Origin of the sequence: Glutamicibacter protophormiae (assembly GCF_014647495.1) — a bacterium.
Lineage (GTDB): Bacteria > Actinomycetota > Actinomycetes > Actinomycetales > Micrococcaceae > Glutamicibacter > Glutamicibacter protophormiae.
The window spans coordinates 29,293-43,108 of sequence record NZ_BMPH01000007.1 but is presented as its reverse complement, the minus strand read 5'-3'; the positions used below and the strand labels follow the sequence as shown (position 1 = coordinate 43,108).

The following is a 13,816-nucleotide window of genomic DNA, read 5'->3' as shown; positions in this document are numbered from 1 at the left end:
ATATGGAATTACAGTTGTCCTTGGTTCAGACCGCGGCCCTGGCGCTGATCCTGCTGGTCTTCGGCGAATTCGCGCGCCGCCGCGTGGCCTTCCTGGAGAAGTTCTGCATCCCCGCACCCGTCGTCGGCGGTTTCCTTTTCGCCCTGCTGGTGCTGGTCCTGCGCCAGACCGGGACCGTTGAAATCTCGCTTGACACCACCTTGCAGACCCCGGCGATGATCGCGTTCTTCACCACCATCGGCCTGGCCGGTTCGCTGGCCACCATCAAGAAGGGCGGCAAGCTCCTTCTGGTCTACCTGGTGGCCTGCTGGACGCTGGCCTTCGCGCAGAACATCATCGGCATGGGCATGGCCAAGGTGCTGGGCGTGGATCCGATGCTGGGCATCATGGCCGGAGCGGTCAGCCTCGAAGGCGGCCACGGCGGAGCGGCGGCCTTCGGCCCGACCGCCGAGTCCATGGGCGTGGAAGGCGCCACCACCGTGGCCATCGCCTCGGCGACCTTCGGCCTGGTGGCAGGCAGCCTGATCGGCGGCATGCTCGCCAGTTTCCTGGTGCACCGCCACAAGATCCAGGTTCCAGCCAAGGCGCAGACCCTCGCTGAAAAGGCCATTGCCGGCTACGGGGTGAAGAAGCTTGCCGGCGGCGGCGGTTTCGCCGGTGGTCCTGCCACCGGCGAGGACCTCGACGAGGCCATCAAACAGCCGGGCGACGAGATCAGCAACTACTCCTCGATCCTGTCCACTTCCACCATCATCGGCATCATCATGGTGCTGGGCATGCTGCTGGGCGACTGGATCGCGCAGATGACCGGCTTCTCGCTGCCCGCCTACGTGGGCGCCATGATCGCCGCAGTGATCTTCCGCAACCTGAACGACAAGTTCAGCTGGGTGAAGATCAACGACGACTCGGTCAACCTGATTTCCCAGCTGACCCTCGGCTTTTTCCTGACCCAGGCCATGATGAGCCTGAAGATCTGGGAACTGGCGAACCTCGCCGGTCCACTGTCCATCATCCTGCTGGTGCAGCTGGTGTTCATCACCCTGTTCAGCGCGATCGTGGTCTTCCGCATCATGGGCAAGAACTACGACGCCGCCACCATGGTCGCCGGCTTCATGGGCCACGGCCTGGGCGCGACCCCCAACGCCCTGGCCAACATGGACTCCTTCAACGCCAAGTACGGAGTGCGCTCGGAGAAGGCGTTCCTGATCGTGCCGCTGGCGGGCGCGGTGCTCATCGATCTGGTGGCGCTGCCCTGGATCGTATGGTGCATGAACCTGGTAGCCGGTTAAATCCGCCCAACAACAGCGCCCTCGGCGCATCGAGAAATCGATGCTCCGAGGGCACTGCTGTCTGCACGGGATTAATTCAGCACCCGCACCGGTTTGCCCTTGGCCCAGGCCCGGATGTCCGCGGCCGCGTCCTGGTAGAACATCGCGAATTGCTCCACCGTCACGTAGCCGATGTGCGGGGTGGCGATGACCCCGCGGGTTGCCGCCAAGCGGTCGCCTTCCGGCAGCGGTTCCACGTCGAAGACGTCCACCGCGGCCAGGTAGAGCTGCTCGTTTTCCAGCGCCTGGATCAGCGCGTCGGTCTGCACGATGCGGCTGCGCGAGGTGTTCACCAGGATCGCGTCGGGCTTCATCCAGGCCAGCTGCTTGGAGCCCACCACCTCGGTGCTGCGCTCGGAGAGCTTGAGGTGGATGGTCAGCACGTCGCTGGTGGCGAACAGCTCGTGCTCGCTGACCTTGCGCACGCCGACCTGGGCGGCGCGCTCCGCGGTCAGGTTCTGGCTGTAGGCGATCACGTGCATGCCGAAAGCCAGCCCGATCTTCGCCACGCGGGAGCCGAGGTTTCCCAGCCCGTAGACGCCCAGGGTCTTGCCCGACAAGCCGATGCCCATGGTGCTCTGCCACCCTGTGGAGTGCTCCAGCGGGCGCTGCGCGGAGAAGATCTCCACATCCAGGCGCCGGGCCGCGGCGAGGATCAGCGCCCAGGTGTGCTCGGCGGCGTCGGTGGCGATGTAGCCGGTATGGCTGACCACCACGCCGTGCTCCGCGACCGTTTCGAGGTCGATGGAGCCGTTGCGCCGTCCGGTGGTCACCAGCAGCTTCAGGTTCGGCAGGGCCTGCAGCCGGGCGCGCGGAAACGGCGTGCGTTCGCGCATCGCGACGATGACGTCGAAGGGCTGAAGCGCCGCGATCACGGTGGCGTCGTCATGCCCCAGGAATTCGGTGAAGACGCTCAGCTCGGCGTCCAGCTCCTGGGCCAGGGACTGGAAATCGGCGAGCGTGCGGGAGATATCGTGGTAATCGTCGAGGACGGCAATTCGCATGGCTCAATACTAAGCACCACCGGTGCCGGGAAACGAGAGTCTTTCCCTGATGTCCACTGGCCAGCAAGCATTCTGGCAGACTGGGTGCAAACTTCCGGGTGAAGGGAACATCCATGGACTTGAAACAATCGCTGCTCGCCGGGCGCCGCGGCCGCCGGCTGCTCAGCGGTATCGCGCTGTCCGGGACCGCTCCCGAAGCGCAGCACCTGATGCGTTCGGTGTTCGACGCTTCCTATGAATTGGGGCGGCGGCGCGGCGATGGGGTTGTGCGCTTCACCATGGTCGCCGACGAGGACAGCGGGGAACCGCAGGAATCCGCCGCGGATGAAACGGTGGCGTCGATTGCCGAGATTGCGCAGATGATCCGGCACCGTGCCCCTGCCCGAGGCAACACCCGAAGCGATCCGCTCAGCGCTGGCGGACAGCGTCGATTGCGCCATGTACTGGCAGCCGCCGGATGCCGAGGACACCTTGTTCGAGGATCCTCGACTCGTTGAAGCACTGGGGCGGGTTGCCGAGCATGTCGCGTCAACCGGCATCATCCAGGGGTGGATGGCCGCATCCACACAGACGAACCAGTGGATGATCACCTGGACGGGCGAAGGCGCCGAAGGCCAGTGGGAACCGGGACTTGAACCTGCGCAATCCCAGCTCAAGGCATGGAACCACGATCTCGTGGAGCAGGAGCGCACCAGCAAGGCAGACCTGCGGGAAAAGATGGACCAGCTGGCCAGCGGGCACTGGTGGTCGAATCCGCCGGGCGGGCTGTACCGCAGCTTCGGAACCTTCGAGCTTGAGGAGCTCATCGGCCTGGCTTGTGTGGAGGACGGCATGGGATGGAGCTCGGCGCTGGTGCGGCGCCTGCAGATCGAATGCCGGAAGCCGGTATTCCACATCACCGAGCCAAGGCACTGGGCCGATTTGTGCCGCCGCTACCCGCTGGAAGTCAGCGCAACGATGCGGCGCAACTGGTTTGAAACGACCGGGCGCGACGGGCTCTGGGTCCAGCCGGACTGGCAGGCCGTGGCCGAGGACTACGACGGGGTGCATCTGGGCCTTGGCGCCTATCTGGCCGGAGCGGGGGAGATCATCGCGGTGGATGCCCGGCGCGCCAGCGTCATCGCCGGATGGAACCCCGATGAGACCTACTGGTTCACCGATGCCGTGCAACCGGTGGACGAGGTGCGTACGTGGGGAATCAGTGATGCGGGTGGGCGCGATGTTTGGTTGCGAAGATAGCCTTTGCGGTGCGCATGGACCCGGCATTCAGGACACTCCAGCGGGACGGTCCGCACTCGCGCAGCTCCAAGCTGTTCGGGTGCAAGCCGCCCCGCAGATTTTTTAGCGCCAATGCGCGACATCGTGGCGGCTAATGCGGTTCGGCGCGCCGCATGCGGATGAATCCCACCGCAAACGGCAGGAGAACCCATAGGGCAAATGAGGACAACGCAGTGCCTATACTTCCGTCGCCGATCAAGGAATTGGACATCGAGGCGGTTTGCAGGAAAGGTCCGATGCCACCGGGCAGCAACAACAGCAGATTGTCGATGAGCAGCACTTGGATGATCACTATCACCACCGAAAGCGGCGTCGACAGCAACGCGGAGCCCAATGCCGCACCGCTCAGCGAACCGGCAAACGACAACACAATTAGCATGCCGAGGACCTCCAGCGAACCTTGGGCAGTCCAGGCCATCCCAAAGGCGCTGGCCAGCCCGAAACTAACTGCCAGGCCGGTCGCGATGAACGCCGCGCAAAGAGCGACGCCGATGAGCACGGAGGTCACCAGTTTCGCCAGGAAAACACGGTGGCGACGTGGTTCCAACGCCAGAATCATCAGTATGTCCCGATGCTGCCAATCCATCGTATAGACCAGAATTCCAAGAATTGGGGTTCCCAAGGCAGCACATACGGTAAACGCCATCATGATGACTGAGAAGGACAGCTCGGCTTCCTCCTGGGCAATTAGCACCCAGCACACTCCGAAGGACAGCAAGAGCCCAAGCCCAAGCATGCTCCACAGCACTGACTGCCCGGAACGAACCGTTGTCAGTTTCCGAAATTCCAGCCCCACCAAGCGGCCCAGTGTGGGCCGGGATCCAACAAGCGGTTGCCGTTCTGGTGTATCAATGGTTTTCATAGTCAAAGTACTTCCGTCCGGTGAACACTGTATTCACCCTGTGTAAGGCGCAGGTAGGCTTCCTCCAGCTGGTGCTCCTGTTGCGATCCCAGCGAGGTGATCAGTATTCTGTGCTCCATGGCAATCTGCGCCACCTGTCGATTGCTGGCCTGGACCTTGAGCCAACCAGGGACGGCATGGTCCGAGACGGCAAATCCATGAGCCAGCAGCAACTTGGCGAGTTTCTCCGGCTCGTCGGCTTCGACGCTGACTTGTGAATCCGGGTTGCTGAGATCCGACAGCGTGGATTCCGTCGCGACGCTGCCGCGGTCGATGATGACCACGCGATGAGCGTAGGATTGCAGCTCCTGCAGGAGATGGCTGGAAACCAAAACGCTTCCCCCGTCCTGGGCGAACCCTGTCAACAAGCCGCGCAGCCAGCTGATGGCTTCGATGTCCAGCCCGTTGACGGGCTCATCCAGGATCAGGCACCGAGGACGCCCCAGGATTGCAATTCCAAGCCCGACGCGCTGGCGCATCCCGAGAGAGAGGGACTTGAATCGTCGTTTGGCAACAGATTCCAATCCCATTTGCTCAATAACTTCGTCGCGGCGGCTGTTGCTGATCCCGAGCATGCCTGCTGCAAGGCTGAAGCTGTCGCGAACATTTCGTCCTGGATGCCGAGCGGCTGCGTCCAGCAGCGAACCGACTGCCGCTCCCGGGTTCGGCAGGTCGGAATACCTGACCCCGTCGTAAAGAATGGAGCCTGAATCGGGGGTGCCCAGACCCAGCACCATTCGCATCAGCGTAGATTTTCCGGAACCGTTAGGGCCCAAAAGGCCGGTGATTTGTCCTGCAGGTATCGAGCACGATATCTCCTTGAGGATATGCGCCTTCCCGTAATGCTTGGATACCGAAGAAACTTGGATATGCATGCTTATTCAACGCCCTTTGGGATTCGATGATCTACCATTGCGCCAATGATCGAGCCGATGAAAGCTATGGCCAGCGCGCCGACGAGGGTCAGAACGCTGATCAGCGGGTTGGACTCCCCGGCTGTGGCAAACGAGGTAACCACCCGGCCGAGGACCACTAGTACGGCGACGGCAACAGCAACGGTGATGATCCAAAAACCCTTCGATGTGGCTTTCCCCTTGGTGAACGTTTCGGCGAAACTTTTCTCCGGACCGAAAAGTTCCAATGGGGTGCTTTGAGCCGCCTCGGATTCCGCGCGGACTTCCCGGAGGGTTTGTGCGACGACGGACTCCGGCATGCGGCGCCAGCGAAGCTGATAGGCCAGGTTCTTGAAGTATTCGTCGTTCATCATGTCAGTGCTTCTCTTCGTCTAGTAATTGATTGGTGACCGCAGTGAACTCACGCCACATTTTGGTCTCCGTTTTCAGAGCAACAAGGCCGGCGGCGGTGATTCGATATGTCTTGCGGCTTGGGCCGTGCTCCCCTTCTACCCATTCAGTCTCGACCAATTCGTCGTCGACGAGGCGTCGGAGGAGCGGATACAGGGTACCTCCGCCAACATTCCCGAGGCCGTAGCCCGCCAACAATCCGATAACTTCATGCCCGTACGTTCCGCTGTGGCGATGGATGGTCCTCAGCACACATAGCGTCAAGGAAGCCTTGAGCCACCCGCTGGGCCATTTCTCCGCTTGATTCATAACTAGATCGTAATCCGATCTACAAAGGAAGTCAATGAAGGTCGCTTTGCGTTACCAAGGAGCAGTAGCCAGCTGACCGCAAGGACCAGCGCAATATCCATGCCGAGAATCACGGGACCTACCAACAACTCGCTGGCTGTTTCCGAAAGGGATATAACCATGAGATTGGCGATCAAGTGAGTGGCTGCAGAGGCAATCCATGAGCCAGTCAGCGCACATATGGCGAATGCCGCCAAGGAAAACAATGCTCGATCAGCAACTAGCCAGGGGTTGCTGATCGGGTGGGCTAGGCAGAATCCAACAGTCGCGGCAGCTGGGATCATCCATCGATGGCGTGGACGAAGATGCTTGCGCATCCTCCAGGGAAAGTACCTGAAGGCAAGCTCTTCGGCACATGAGGCGAGGGCCAGCCCGATGAGCACTGCGGGAGACGTCCACTGGGCGACTCCCGCGATCAAGGCGAATAGGACGGCGACCACGCCTATGAATTTTCCGGTAGACGGGCTTCCGGCTTCTGGATATTTTTCAGGGTTGTGGCAGATCAGGTAGGCGGCCGTGGCCGCGGTTGCCATAACGAGCGCGCCAAACCATTCGCTCGCCACGAGGTGATCCCATGCTAGCGCCAGGCTAGCGAGAGTTAGCATGGCGCTGATGGCCACATATGCAAGAAGTCTTGTCATTTCGAATTGGGTTCTACAGGGTCGCCCGCGTTGCTCGCGGGCGACCCGCTAGATGCTAGAAGAAGTAGTGCCAGAGAGCGTCGAAGAGCTCCCAGAGGCCACCCGAGGCAACGAAGTCGATTCCCCAGCGGATCCACGAAGCGAGGCTATTCCACCATTTCTTAAACGCGTTCCATCCTTTTTTGACGGCGGACTTCATGCTGTTCCAGATTTGAGGAGCATTTTTCTTGATCCAGTCAATGACTGGCTTGATGCTGATTCTCTTCTGCGCGTCGGAGGCCGAAGCTGTTCCGAGATCCGGGGAGGCGACGCTGCGCGTGCCGCTATCCGCAGCAATGGATCCGGACGATACGGTGCTCGCCGACGATGCGACAGTTTGGACGGACGAGATTGAGGGCTGGGCAATGGCGCTAGCGGCTCCGGTAACTGGCGCAAACAGCAGGGCGCCACAGAGTGCCGCAGCCAGGGTGCGACGCTTGATCGGATTGGCCGATGGCGTCGTCTTTCGAGCTTGACTCATTTCGAGTTCCTTTGTCTCTCTTGTGAATGATGATGGTCCTGCAGGATCCGAGACTAATGTATATAAATCCATCGCATTTATGTCCAATACGACAAAATGTTAAGACAAGCGTGGTGCGTTCGGATATCCTGTAGCGGTTTGGCGGCAGAGTCATGTTATATTGCCCTAAGTTGACTAAACCCCAATTCATTCACGCTAAGTTGTCAAGTATTAGCAAGTAAGATGACCTATTTTTGTCTTGAGATCATTCTGAATGCTTGTAGATGCGGTGCGTGTTTGGCCCCTGTTCGACCGCCTGTTGCATTTGGGGGATTGGCGCAGTTCGCGGTTGGCGACACAAAACACTATCTGTTAGTGTTTTGAACTGCTTTCTGATGGGTTGCGCAGTCCGTCCGTTCGGGCGCGGCCTAGCGGCACTTCCGAAAAAGGTATTTAAGGTCGGAACTTGCTTTTGCCTGTGCGGCAACAGATGCGTACGCGACTGCCTTGTGGCTTCCGTCAGATCGTTCGCCGACAGGCAATGAATGAGTAGCAGATGACCCGGCCGATTCGAAACGTGGCCCGTGCGCGGCACGCGATGGCGGTTGCAGAAGCAACTCGCGCGGTGCCGTGGCCTCAAAGATTTTCAGCGTTGGTTCGAATGCCAGGTGTAATAGCGCCAAAGTTAAAGGTGCGCTGGGTGCCGAACGACAACGGGCTGTTCCGCCGGCCCCACGCATTCACGGACGCGGGGGCCAGCGAAGAAGCATCGGCATTCGCGTCTGTGCCGGCCGCAGACCAAGAGCAAGGTGCAGCGGTTCAACCGGACGATGCTGGAGCAGTGGGCGTACGCGATCCGGTACCGCGCGGTGGCTGAGCCGGTTGCTGCTTTGCAGGGGTGGCTAGGTTATGAGAACTACCGTCGAGGGCAAGCTTCGCTGAAGGCCCGAGTACCGACCGACAGTGTTCTCAACCTAGGCAACACAGCTAGGAGGCCTCGTACTCGGCCAAAACTTTCTTGCCGATCTTGAACGCGACGTTGGCCGCGGGCACCGAGCAGTAGATGGCGCTCTGGAGGAAAACTTCCTTGATTTCATCAGGGGTCATGCCGTTGCGCAGGGCCGCGTGCACGTGCATTTCCAGTTCTTCCCAGTAGCCGCCGGCGATCATGGCGGTCAGGGTGATGGCGCTGCGGGTGGTGCGCGGCAGGCCGTCGCGGGTCCAGATGGTGCCCCAAGCGTAGCGGGTGATCATCTCCTGGAACTCGTCGGTGAAGTCGTTCGAGGTGCTGGTGGCGCGGTCGACGTGCTCGCCGCCGAGCACTTCGCGGCGCACCACCATGCCGGCGTCGTAGGTGTCGCCGGGCAGGCGCTGGGAGTCAGTCATGTAGCTAGGCCTTTGCTAGTTGGCGGTGAAGAAGTTGATCAGTTCTCGTGCGGTCGCGGCCGGGTCCTCGGCCGGGGCCAGATGGGCCACGGTGTCGATGACGGCGAAGGCTCCCTTCGGGGCGTGCTCGGCGATGAACTGCGCGTCGCTTGGCGGGCAGACCTGGTCGTGGGCGCCGTTCAGGCCCAGGATCGGATCGGTCATGGCCGCCAGCTGCTCGCGCAGGTCGAACCCGGCCAGCGCGCCGCAGACGTGGGCGTAGGAGAAGCGGTCGGCATCCTGCAGGTTGTGCAGCAGGTTGGTGGAGGTGACAGCGTCCTTTTCGATGAAGCCGGGGGCGAACCAGCGCTGCGCGGAGCCGACCACCATGGTCGGGGTGCCGGCCTGGGCGACCAGTTCGGCGCGTTCGGTCCAGGCTTCCGGGGTGCCGATCTTCGCCGCGGAGCACACCACGGACAGAGCCTTGAAGACGCCTGCATGGTCGTTGGCCAGCTGCAGGGCGATGGCGCCGCCCACCGAGACTCCGGCGTAGTACAGCGCCGCGTCCTGGGCGATGACCCCGTCGCCGCGCAGCGCGTCGATGGCGTCCGTGACGCCCTGGGCCAGCTCGGCCATGGTGAACGGTTCGGCGGACGGCTTGCTTTCGCCGTGGCCGGGCAGGTCCCAGGCGATGAGCTGGAAGTGGTCCTTGAGGAAGGGCACTGCCGGTCCCCACAGGTGCAGCGAGGAGGTGCCCAGCGAGGGTCCCAGGATCAGCGTCGGCAGCGAGGTATCGAGGTTCAGCAGCGAGGGGGTTAGTTGTGGGACAGCCATGATTCCTTCCACAGGGCATAGTCGGCAAGAACGGTATGGGTGAAGCGTGCGGCGCTGCCCAGGTATCCGGCGGGATCCAGCAGCGCGTCGAGCTGGGCGTCGGAGAGGTCCGTGTGGGAAACCTCCAGGCGCAGCAGCTGGCGCAGCCCGACCGGCTCGGTGAGCGAACGCAGCACAAGTTTCTGGATGGCGGGCTTGCCGCCGGCGATGACCGGGGCCAGCACGGTAGCGATGCGCTCGGAGAGCACCGCGTCCCCGCCCAGGGCGAGATTGCGGGCCAGCGCCGGCTTGTTCACGCTCAGCCCATTGGCCAGCACATCCGCGTGCTCGGCGGCGCCAACGGCCAGGCGCAGCAGCTCGCGCAGCGCCGGCCATTCGGCATGCCAGCCGCCGTCCGGGCGCTCGTCCGCCGCGGTGCCGGCGGCGGTGTAAAGCGTGGAGACCAGGCCCGGGGCGCCCAGCGCGGCGGTGCGCAGCAGCAGCGAATGCACGGGGTTCTGCTTCTGCGGCATGGCCGAGGAGCCGCCCTTGCCTGCCTCTCGCGGTTCGGCCAGCTCGCCGATTTCCGGGCGGGAGGCGGTGAGCACGTCGGTGCCGAAGGTTCCCAGCGCGGCGATCACCGCGCCCAAGGCGGAGCCTGCCTGCAGCAGCGGCACGCGGTTGGTGTGCCAGGGGATCTGCGGGTCGGTCAGCTGCAGCTGATTGGCCAGTTGCGCGGCCAGCTGCGCGCTGTCCGCGGCGCTGTCCGAGGTCGAGAGGAACTGGTCCAGCGAGGCGAGGGTGCCCACCGCGCCGCCCCACTGCAGCGGCAGTCCGGCGGCAACCGATTCCAGCTGGCGTCCGGCGGCGAGCACCGCCGACAGCCAGGAGGCGGCCTTCCAGCCGAAGGTGGTGGGCAGCGCATGCTGGGTCAGTGACCGGGCGATGCACGGGGTGTCGTCGTATTCTTCGGCCAGCGCCGCCAGCCCGGAGGCCGCCGAGCGCAGCCGGGGGAGCAGCTCGCGGATGCCGCGGGACAGCAGCAGCATCAGCGCGGTGTCGATGATGTCCTGGCTGGTGGCGCCGCGGTGCAGCGCAGTGCCTGAACCGGCCGGAGCGCCGTCGTCGACCAGCCGGGTGCGCATCATGCCCCGCAGCGGGATCAGCGCGTTGGCCCCGTCGGGGGTCAGAGCGGCCAGCTCGGCCAGGTCGTAGCGCCCAACGTCGGCTACCGCCTCCACGGCGGCAGACTGCGCGGCGGTGCACAACCCGGCGGCCGCCTGCACGCGCACCCAGGCGGCCTCGACATCCAGCATCGCCTGCACGAAGGCCGCGTCATCGGCCAGCCGGGCGCCGGCCCCGCCGGCCCACACCGGGTTCAGCACCCCGTAGTCGGCATTCATCATGGCAAAACCTCACTTGTGGCAGTACGTCCAATACCCCGCCGGGGTGGAAGGCCGCGGTGCGCGGGCACCTGCAGCTTCCACCCTAGCGGGGCACATGGCCTTCTTGTATTCAGCTTTCGCGCGGGTAAGACAGGAACACGGTCTCGTCCTCGCCCTGCAGGCGGATGTCGAAACGCAGCGAGCCGTCCTCCTCGCGGGCGGCGATCAGCGTCTTGCGGCGGTCCTCGGGCAGCGAGGCCAGCAGCGGGTCATTGGCCAGGGCCTCGGTGTCCTCCGGCAGGTAGATGCGGGTGAACAGGCGGTTGAGCAGGCCGCGGGCGAAGACTGTCAGCATGATGAACGGGGCCTTGCCCTCCTCGGTCGGGCCCGGATTCACCGTGGTGAAGGTGTAGTGGCCCACGTTGTCCACCGGCACGCGGCCGAAGCCGGTGAAGGTGTAGCCGTCGCGGACCAGCGAACCGTCGGCCGAGGCCACATTGCCGTGCTCGTCAGCCTGCCAGATTTCCAGCATCGAGTCCGGAATGACCTCGCCGTTGCCGTCGTAGACCACGCCGTGCAGGCGCACCGCGGCCGGGTGGGCCTGGTTGACCAGCTCGTTGCCCTTCTCGAAGGGCAGCGCGTAGCCGTAGAACGGGCCGATGGTCTGTCCCGGGGTCGGGACGAGCTTCAGTTCAGGTGCCTGTGCCATTTAGTGGTCCCCCTCTTCGTCTTCCATCCAGGTGCGGTTGCTGCCGGTGAGCACGATGTCCCAGTTGTAGCCGGTGGCCCATTCGTGGCTCGTGATCGAGTGGTCGTAGGTCGCGACCAGGCGGTCTCGGGCCTTCTGGTCGGTGATCGCCTGGTAGATCGGGTCCAGGGCGAACAGCGGATCGCCCGGGAAGTACATCTGGGTGATCATGCGCTGGGTGAAGTCGGTGCCGAACAGCGAGAAGTGGATGTGCGCCGGGCGCCAGGCGTTGTGGTGGTTCTTCCACGGGTACGGGGCCGGCTTGATGGTGGTGAAGGAGTATTCGCCGTTCGGTCCGGTGATCGCGCGGCCCACGCCGGTGAAGTTCGGGTCGATCGGGGCCGGGTGCTGGTCGCGCTTGTGCACGTAGCGGCCGGCGGCGTTGGCCTGCCAGACCTCGATCAGCTGGCCCGCCACCGGGCGGCCGTCGCCGTCCAGCACCCGGCCGGCCACGACGATGCGCTCGCCGATCGGTTCGCCGTTGTGCTGGATGGTCAGGTCCGATTCCAGGATGTGCACGTCGCGCTGGCCGAAGGCCGGGGAGTGCAACTCGATGGTTTCCGGGTCGGTGTGGTGCAGGTTCTTGGTCGGGTGGCGCAGCAGCGAGGAACGGTAGGGCGCGAAGTCGACCCGCGGCTGGGTTTCCTCCTTGGCCCCGGCCAGCACCTGCTGGCGGTAGGCCTCGTGGATGTCGCGGATTTCGGTGCTGATGTCCTCCTGCGACGCGGTGGACGCGGCGGGATCCAGGACATGGGCGTTCTCGAAGGACTCGTCCGGTGCGGTCTGGGTGCTCATCGGTGGGCTCCTTTCGGGTTTGGTGGGCGGTGTGGTTCTGGAATCGGGAGTTAGGAGTGCGGCCAGCCGGTGTAGGACTCGGCCAGGTACTGCTGCCCGTACCGCGAGGAGGTCACGGTCTCTAGTTCTCCCAGGGCACGCTGGGCCATGAACGGATCGGCGTCCACCGGCGTGTGCAGCATGGAGGTCATCCAGTAGGAGAAGTTCTGGGCCTTCCAGACCCGCTTCAGGGCGAGGTCGGAGTAGCCTCCCAGCAGCTTGCCGCTGCCCGTGGAGAAGAACGAGTCGAGTGCTTCGAAAAGCACCTTCACATCGGCGAAGGCCAGGTTCAGGCCCTTGGCCCCGGTGGGCGGCACGGTATGGCCGGCGTCGCCGATCAGGAACATGCGTCCGTGCGACAGCGGCTGGCGCACGAAGGAGCGGAAGCCCAGCACGGTCTTGTCGAAGATCGGCCCGGTCTTCAGCTCGAAGCCGTCCGGCCCGGCCACGCGCTGGTTCAGCTCGCTCCAGATGCGGTCCTCGCTCCAGTCGTCCACGTTCTCGTTCGGGTCGCACTGGAAGTACATGCGCTGCACGGTTTCGCTGCGCTGCGAGATCAGCGCGAAGCCGTGCGGGGAGTTCGCGTAGATCAGCTCCGGGGAGGACTTCGGGGCTTCGGTGAGGATCCCGAACCAGGCGAAGGGGTAGGTGACCTTGAAATCCTGCTTCACGGAATCAGGCATCTGGCGGCGGGCGAAGGAGCGCGAGCCGTCGGCGCCGACGATCACGTCCGCGTGCACCTCGAACAGCGTGCCCTCGGCGTCGGTGAAGCGGAACTTCGGGGTGCTGGTTTCCACGTCCAGGATCTCGGTGACCTCGCAGTTGAAGCGCACGTCGCCGTTGTCGCGTGCACGGGCCGCGGCCAGGTCCACGAACACCTCGTTCTGGGCGTACAGGGTGACGGTGGCGTCCACCAGCTCGCGGAAGTCCAGCGGGTGGGATTCGCCGTTGAAGCGCAGGTCGATGCCGGCGTGCTCGTCGCCGTGGGTCAGCACGCGGCCCTCGACGCCGGAATCGGTGAGCATGGAGACCGCCTGGGCCTCCAGGATGCCTGCGCGGTGGGTGTTGCTGATGGTTTCGTGGTCGCGCATCTCGATAACGATGTTCTCGATGCCGGACTTGGAGAGCAGGTGGGAGAGCATCAAGCCGGCGGGGCCGCCGCCGATGATGCCGACCTTGGTTTTCAGGATACGGGCTGCCTGCGCCATGGGGTTCCTTTGTGTGTACTGCCATGTGTTGTGGGAGATGACCGGCCTGCGCGGCCGCGTCGTCAACATGGACGTCGACGATGAATCTTCTACAGCATGACGGTGCCGTGCCTCACACTTCCCCTCCCTTCCCAATGAATGAGAAAAATGGGGTTTCCGC

Annotated in this window: 16 protein-coding genes; 3 read left to right on the top strand and 13 right to left on the bottom strand. The window is 63.6% G+C overall.

Translation table 11 applies throughout. From position 1 onward, the window contains the following. The first annotated feature begins 2 nt into the window (after nucleotides 1–2). Nucleotides 3–1,289 carry a sodium/glutamate symporter gene (locus tag IEY43_RS09730; RefSeq protein ID WP_188948406.1) on the top strand — a complete coding sequence of 429 codons (1,287 nt, stop codon included), beginning with the start codon at nucleotides 3–5 and terminating at the stop codon, nucleotides 1,287–1,289. Between the two features lie 71 nt (nucleotides 1,290–1,360). Here the strand turns inward: IEY43_RS09730 and IEY43_RS09725 are convergent, their stop codons facing one another. After that, on the bottom strand, nucleotides 1,361–2,332 hold the full coding sequence (locus tag IEY43_RS09725; protein WP_188948405.1) for a D-2-hydroxyacid dehydrogenase family protein: 972 nt from the start codon (nucleotides 2,330–2,332) through the stop codon (nucleotides 1,361–1,363). A gap of 113 nt (nucleotides 2,333–2,445) precedes the next feature. On the opposite strand from IEY43_RS09725, the gene IEY43_RS09720 reads away from it, so the two are divergent. Together IEY43_RS09720 and IEY43_RS09715 are read left to right on the top strand one after the other, a co-directional pair. Continuing rightward, nucleotides 2,446–2,829 (top strand): hypothetical protein, encoded by a 384-nt coding sequence (locus IEY43_RS09720; protein WP_188948404.1) that lies wholly within the window; start codon nucleotides 2,446–2,448, stop codon nucleotides 2,827–2,829. Then, nucleotides 2,771–3,571, top strand: coding sequence for a hypothetical protein (locus IEY43_RS09715; RefSeq protein WP_188948403.1), 801 nt, complete (start codon nucleotides 2,771–2,773; stop codon nucleotides 3,569–3,571). Before IEY43_RS09720 ends, IEY43_RS09715 begins: the two co-directional genes overlap by 59 nt. 130 nt (nucleotides 3,572–3,701) lie before the next feature. On the opposite strand, the gene IEY43_RS09710 is transcribed toward IEY43_RS09715, so the two are convergent. The 12 genes from IEY43_RS09710 to IEY43_RS09655 all read right to left on the bottom strand — a co-directional run bounded on the left by IEY43_RS09710 (nucleotide 3,702) and on the right by IEY43_RS09655 (nucleotide 13,656). Then, nucleotides 3,702–4,472, bottom strand: coding sequence for a hypothetical protein (locus IEY43_RS09710; protein ID WP_188948402.1), 771 nt, complete (start codon nucleotides 4,470–4,472; stop codon nucleotides 3,702–3,704). Between the two features lie 2 nt (nucleotides 4,473–4,474). Continuing rightward, nucleotides 4,475–5,386, bottom strand: a complete 912-nt coding sequence (locus tag IEY43_RS09705; RefSeq protein ID WP_047118022.1) for an ATP-binding cassette domain-containing protein — start codon at nucleotides 5,384–5,386, stop codon at nucleotides 4,475–4,477. A gap of 2 nt (nucleotides 5,387–5,388) precedes the next feature. After that, a complete protein-coding gene (locus IEY43_RS09700) occupies nucleotides 5,389–5,778 on the bottom strand; it encodes a hypothetical protein (protein WP_047118021.1) in 390 nt (129 codons plus the stop codon). 1 nt (nucleotide 5,779) lies between these two features. Next, the gene (locus IEY43_RS09695; protein WP_047118020.1) at nucleotides 5,780–6,124 is read right to left on the bottom strand and encodes a PadR family transcriptional regulator; all 345 of its coding nucleotides are present in this window, start codon (nucleotides 6,122–6,124) and stop codon (nucleotides 5,780–5,782) included. Between the two features lie 2 nt (nucleotides 6,125–6,126). Next, on the bottom strand, nucleotides 6,127–6,726 hold the full coding sequence (locus IEY43_RS09690) for a CPBP family glutamic-type intramembrane protease (protein ID WP_188948401.1): 600 nt from the start codon (nucleotides 6,724–6,726) through the stop codon (nucleotides 6,127–6,129). Between the two features lie 133 nt (nucleotides 6,727–6,859). Further along, nucleotides 6,860–7,324: a hypothetical protein gene (locus tag IEY43_RS09685; protein WP_146956084.1), complete on the bottom strand. Its 465-nt coding sequence runs from the start codon at nucleotides 7,322–7,324 to the stop codon at nucleotides 6,860–6,862. A gap of 966 nt (nucleotides 7,325–8,290) precedes the next feature. Continuing rightward, nucleotides 8,291–8,689, bottom strand: coding sequence for a 4-carboxymuconolactone decarboxylase (gene pcaC / locus IEY43_RS09680; RefSeq protein ID WP_047118017.1), 399 nt, complete (start codon nucleotides 8,687–8,689; stop codon nucleotides 8,291–8,293). A 15-nt stretch (nucleotides 8,690–8,704) separates the two neighbouring features. Further along, nucleotides 8,705–9,502 carry an alpha/beta fold hydrolase gene (locus IEY43_RS09675; protein WP_188948400.1) on the bottom strand — a complete coding sequence of 266 codons (798 nt, stop codon included), beginning with the start codon at nucleotides 9,500–9,502 and terminating at the stop codon, nucleotides 8,705–8,707. After that, nucleotides 9,484–10,887 carry a lyase family protein gene (locus IEY43_RS09670; protein ID WP_188948399.1) on the bottom strand — a complete coding sequence of 468 codons (1,404 nt, stop codon included), beginning with the start codon at nucleotides 10,885–10,887 and terminating at the stop codon, nucleotides 9,484–9,486. Before IEY43_RS09670 ends, IEY43_RS09675 begins: the two co-directional genes overlap by 19 nt. Before the next feature lie 109 nt (nucleotides 10,888–10,996). Next, the gene (pcaG, locus tag IEY43_RS09665) at nucleotides 10,997–11,575 is read right to left on the bottom strand and encodes a protocatechuate 3,4-dioxygenase subunit alpha (RefSeq protein WP_188948398.1); all 579 of its coding nucleotides are present in this window, start codon (nucleotides 11,573–11,575) and stop codon (nucleotides 10,997–10,999) included. Then, entirely contained in the window at nucleotides 11,576–12,409 is an 834-nt protein-coding gene (gene pcaH / locus IEY43_RS09660) for a protocatechuate 3,4-dioxygenase subunit beta (RefSeq protein WP_188948397.1), read from the bottom strand. A 50-nt stretch (nucleotides 12,410–12,459) separates the two neighbouring features. Continuing rightward, the gene (locus IEY43_RS09655) at nucleotides 12,460–13,656 is read right to left on the bottom strand and encodes a 4-hydroxybenzoate 3-monooxygenase (RefSeq protein ID WP_188948396.1); all 1,197 of its coding nucleotides are present in this window, start codon (nucleotides 13,654–13,656) and stop codon (nucleotides 12,460–12,462) included. Between the last annotated feature and the right edge of the window lie 160 nt (nucleotides 13,657–13,816).

Bases quoted from the DNA above. Each gene is read 5' to 3' on its own strand.
- IEY43_RS09730 (WP_188948406.1), top strand. From the start codon at position 3: ATGGAATTACAGTTGTCCTTGGTTCAGACCGCGGCCCTGGCGCTGATC.
- IEY43_RS09725 (WP_188948405.1), bottom strand. From the start codon at position 2,332: ATGCGAATTGCCGTCCTCGACGATTACCACGATATCTCCCGCACGCTC.
- IEY43_RS09720 (WP_188948404.1), top strand. From the start codon at position 2,446: ATGGACTTGAAACAATCGCTGCTCGCCGGGCGCCGCGGCCGCCGGCTG.
- IEY43_RS09715 (WP_188948403.1), top strand. From the start codon at position 2,771: ATGTACTGGCAGCCGCCGGATGCCGAGGACACCTTGTTCGAGGATCCT.
- IEY43_RS09710 (WP_188948402.1), bottom strand. From the start codon at position 4,472: ATGAAAACCATTGATACACCAGAACGGCAACCGCTTGTTGGATCCCGG.
- IEY43_RS09705 (WP_047118022.1), bottom strand. From the start codon at position 5,386: ATGCATATCCAAGTTTCTTCGGTATCCAAGCATTACGGGAAGGCGCAT.
- IEY43_RS09700 (WP_047118021.1), bottom strand. From the start codon at position 5,778: ATGATGAACGACGAATACTTCAAGAACCTGGCCTATCAGCTTCGCTGG.
- IEY43_RS09695 (WP_047118020.1), bottom strand. From the start codon at position 6,124: ATGAATCAAGCGGAGAAATGGCCCAGCGGGTGGCTCAAGGCTTCCTTG.
- IEY43_RS09685 (WP_146956084.1), bottom strand. From the start codon at position 7,324: ATGAGTCAAGCTCGAAAGACGACGCCATCGGCCAATCCGATCAAGCGT.
- pcaC (WP_047118017.1), bottom strand. From the start codon at position 8,689: ATGACTGACTCCCAGCGCCTGCCCGGCGACACCTACGACGCCGGCATG.
- IEY43_RS09675 (WP_188948400.1), bottom strand. From the start codon at position 9,502: ATGGCTGTCCCACAACTAACCCCCTCGCTGCTGAACCTCGATACCTCG.
- IEY43_RS09670 (WP_188948399.1), bottom strand. From the start codon at position 10,887: ATGATGAATGCCGACTACGGGGTGCTGAACCCGGTGTGGGCCGGCGGG.
- pcaG (WP_188948398.1), bottom strand. From the start codon at position 11,575: ATGGCACAGGCACCTGAACTGAAGCTCGTCCCGACCCCGGGACAGACC.
- pcaH (WP_188948397.1), bottom strand. From the start codon at position 12,409: ATGAGCACCCAGACCGCACCGGACGAGTCCTTCGAGAACGCCCATGTC.
- IEY43_RS09655 (WP_188948396.1), bottom strand. From the start codon at position 13,656: ATGGCGCAGGCAGCCCGTATCCTGAAAACCAAGGTCGGCATCATCGGC.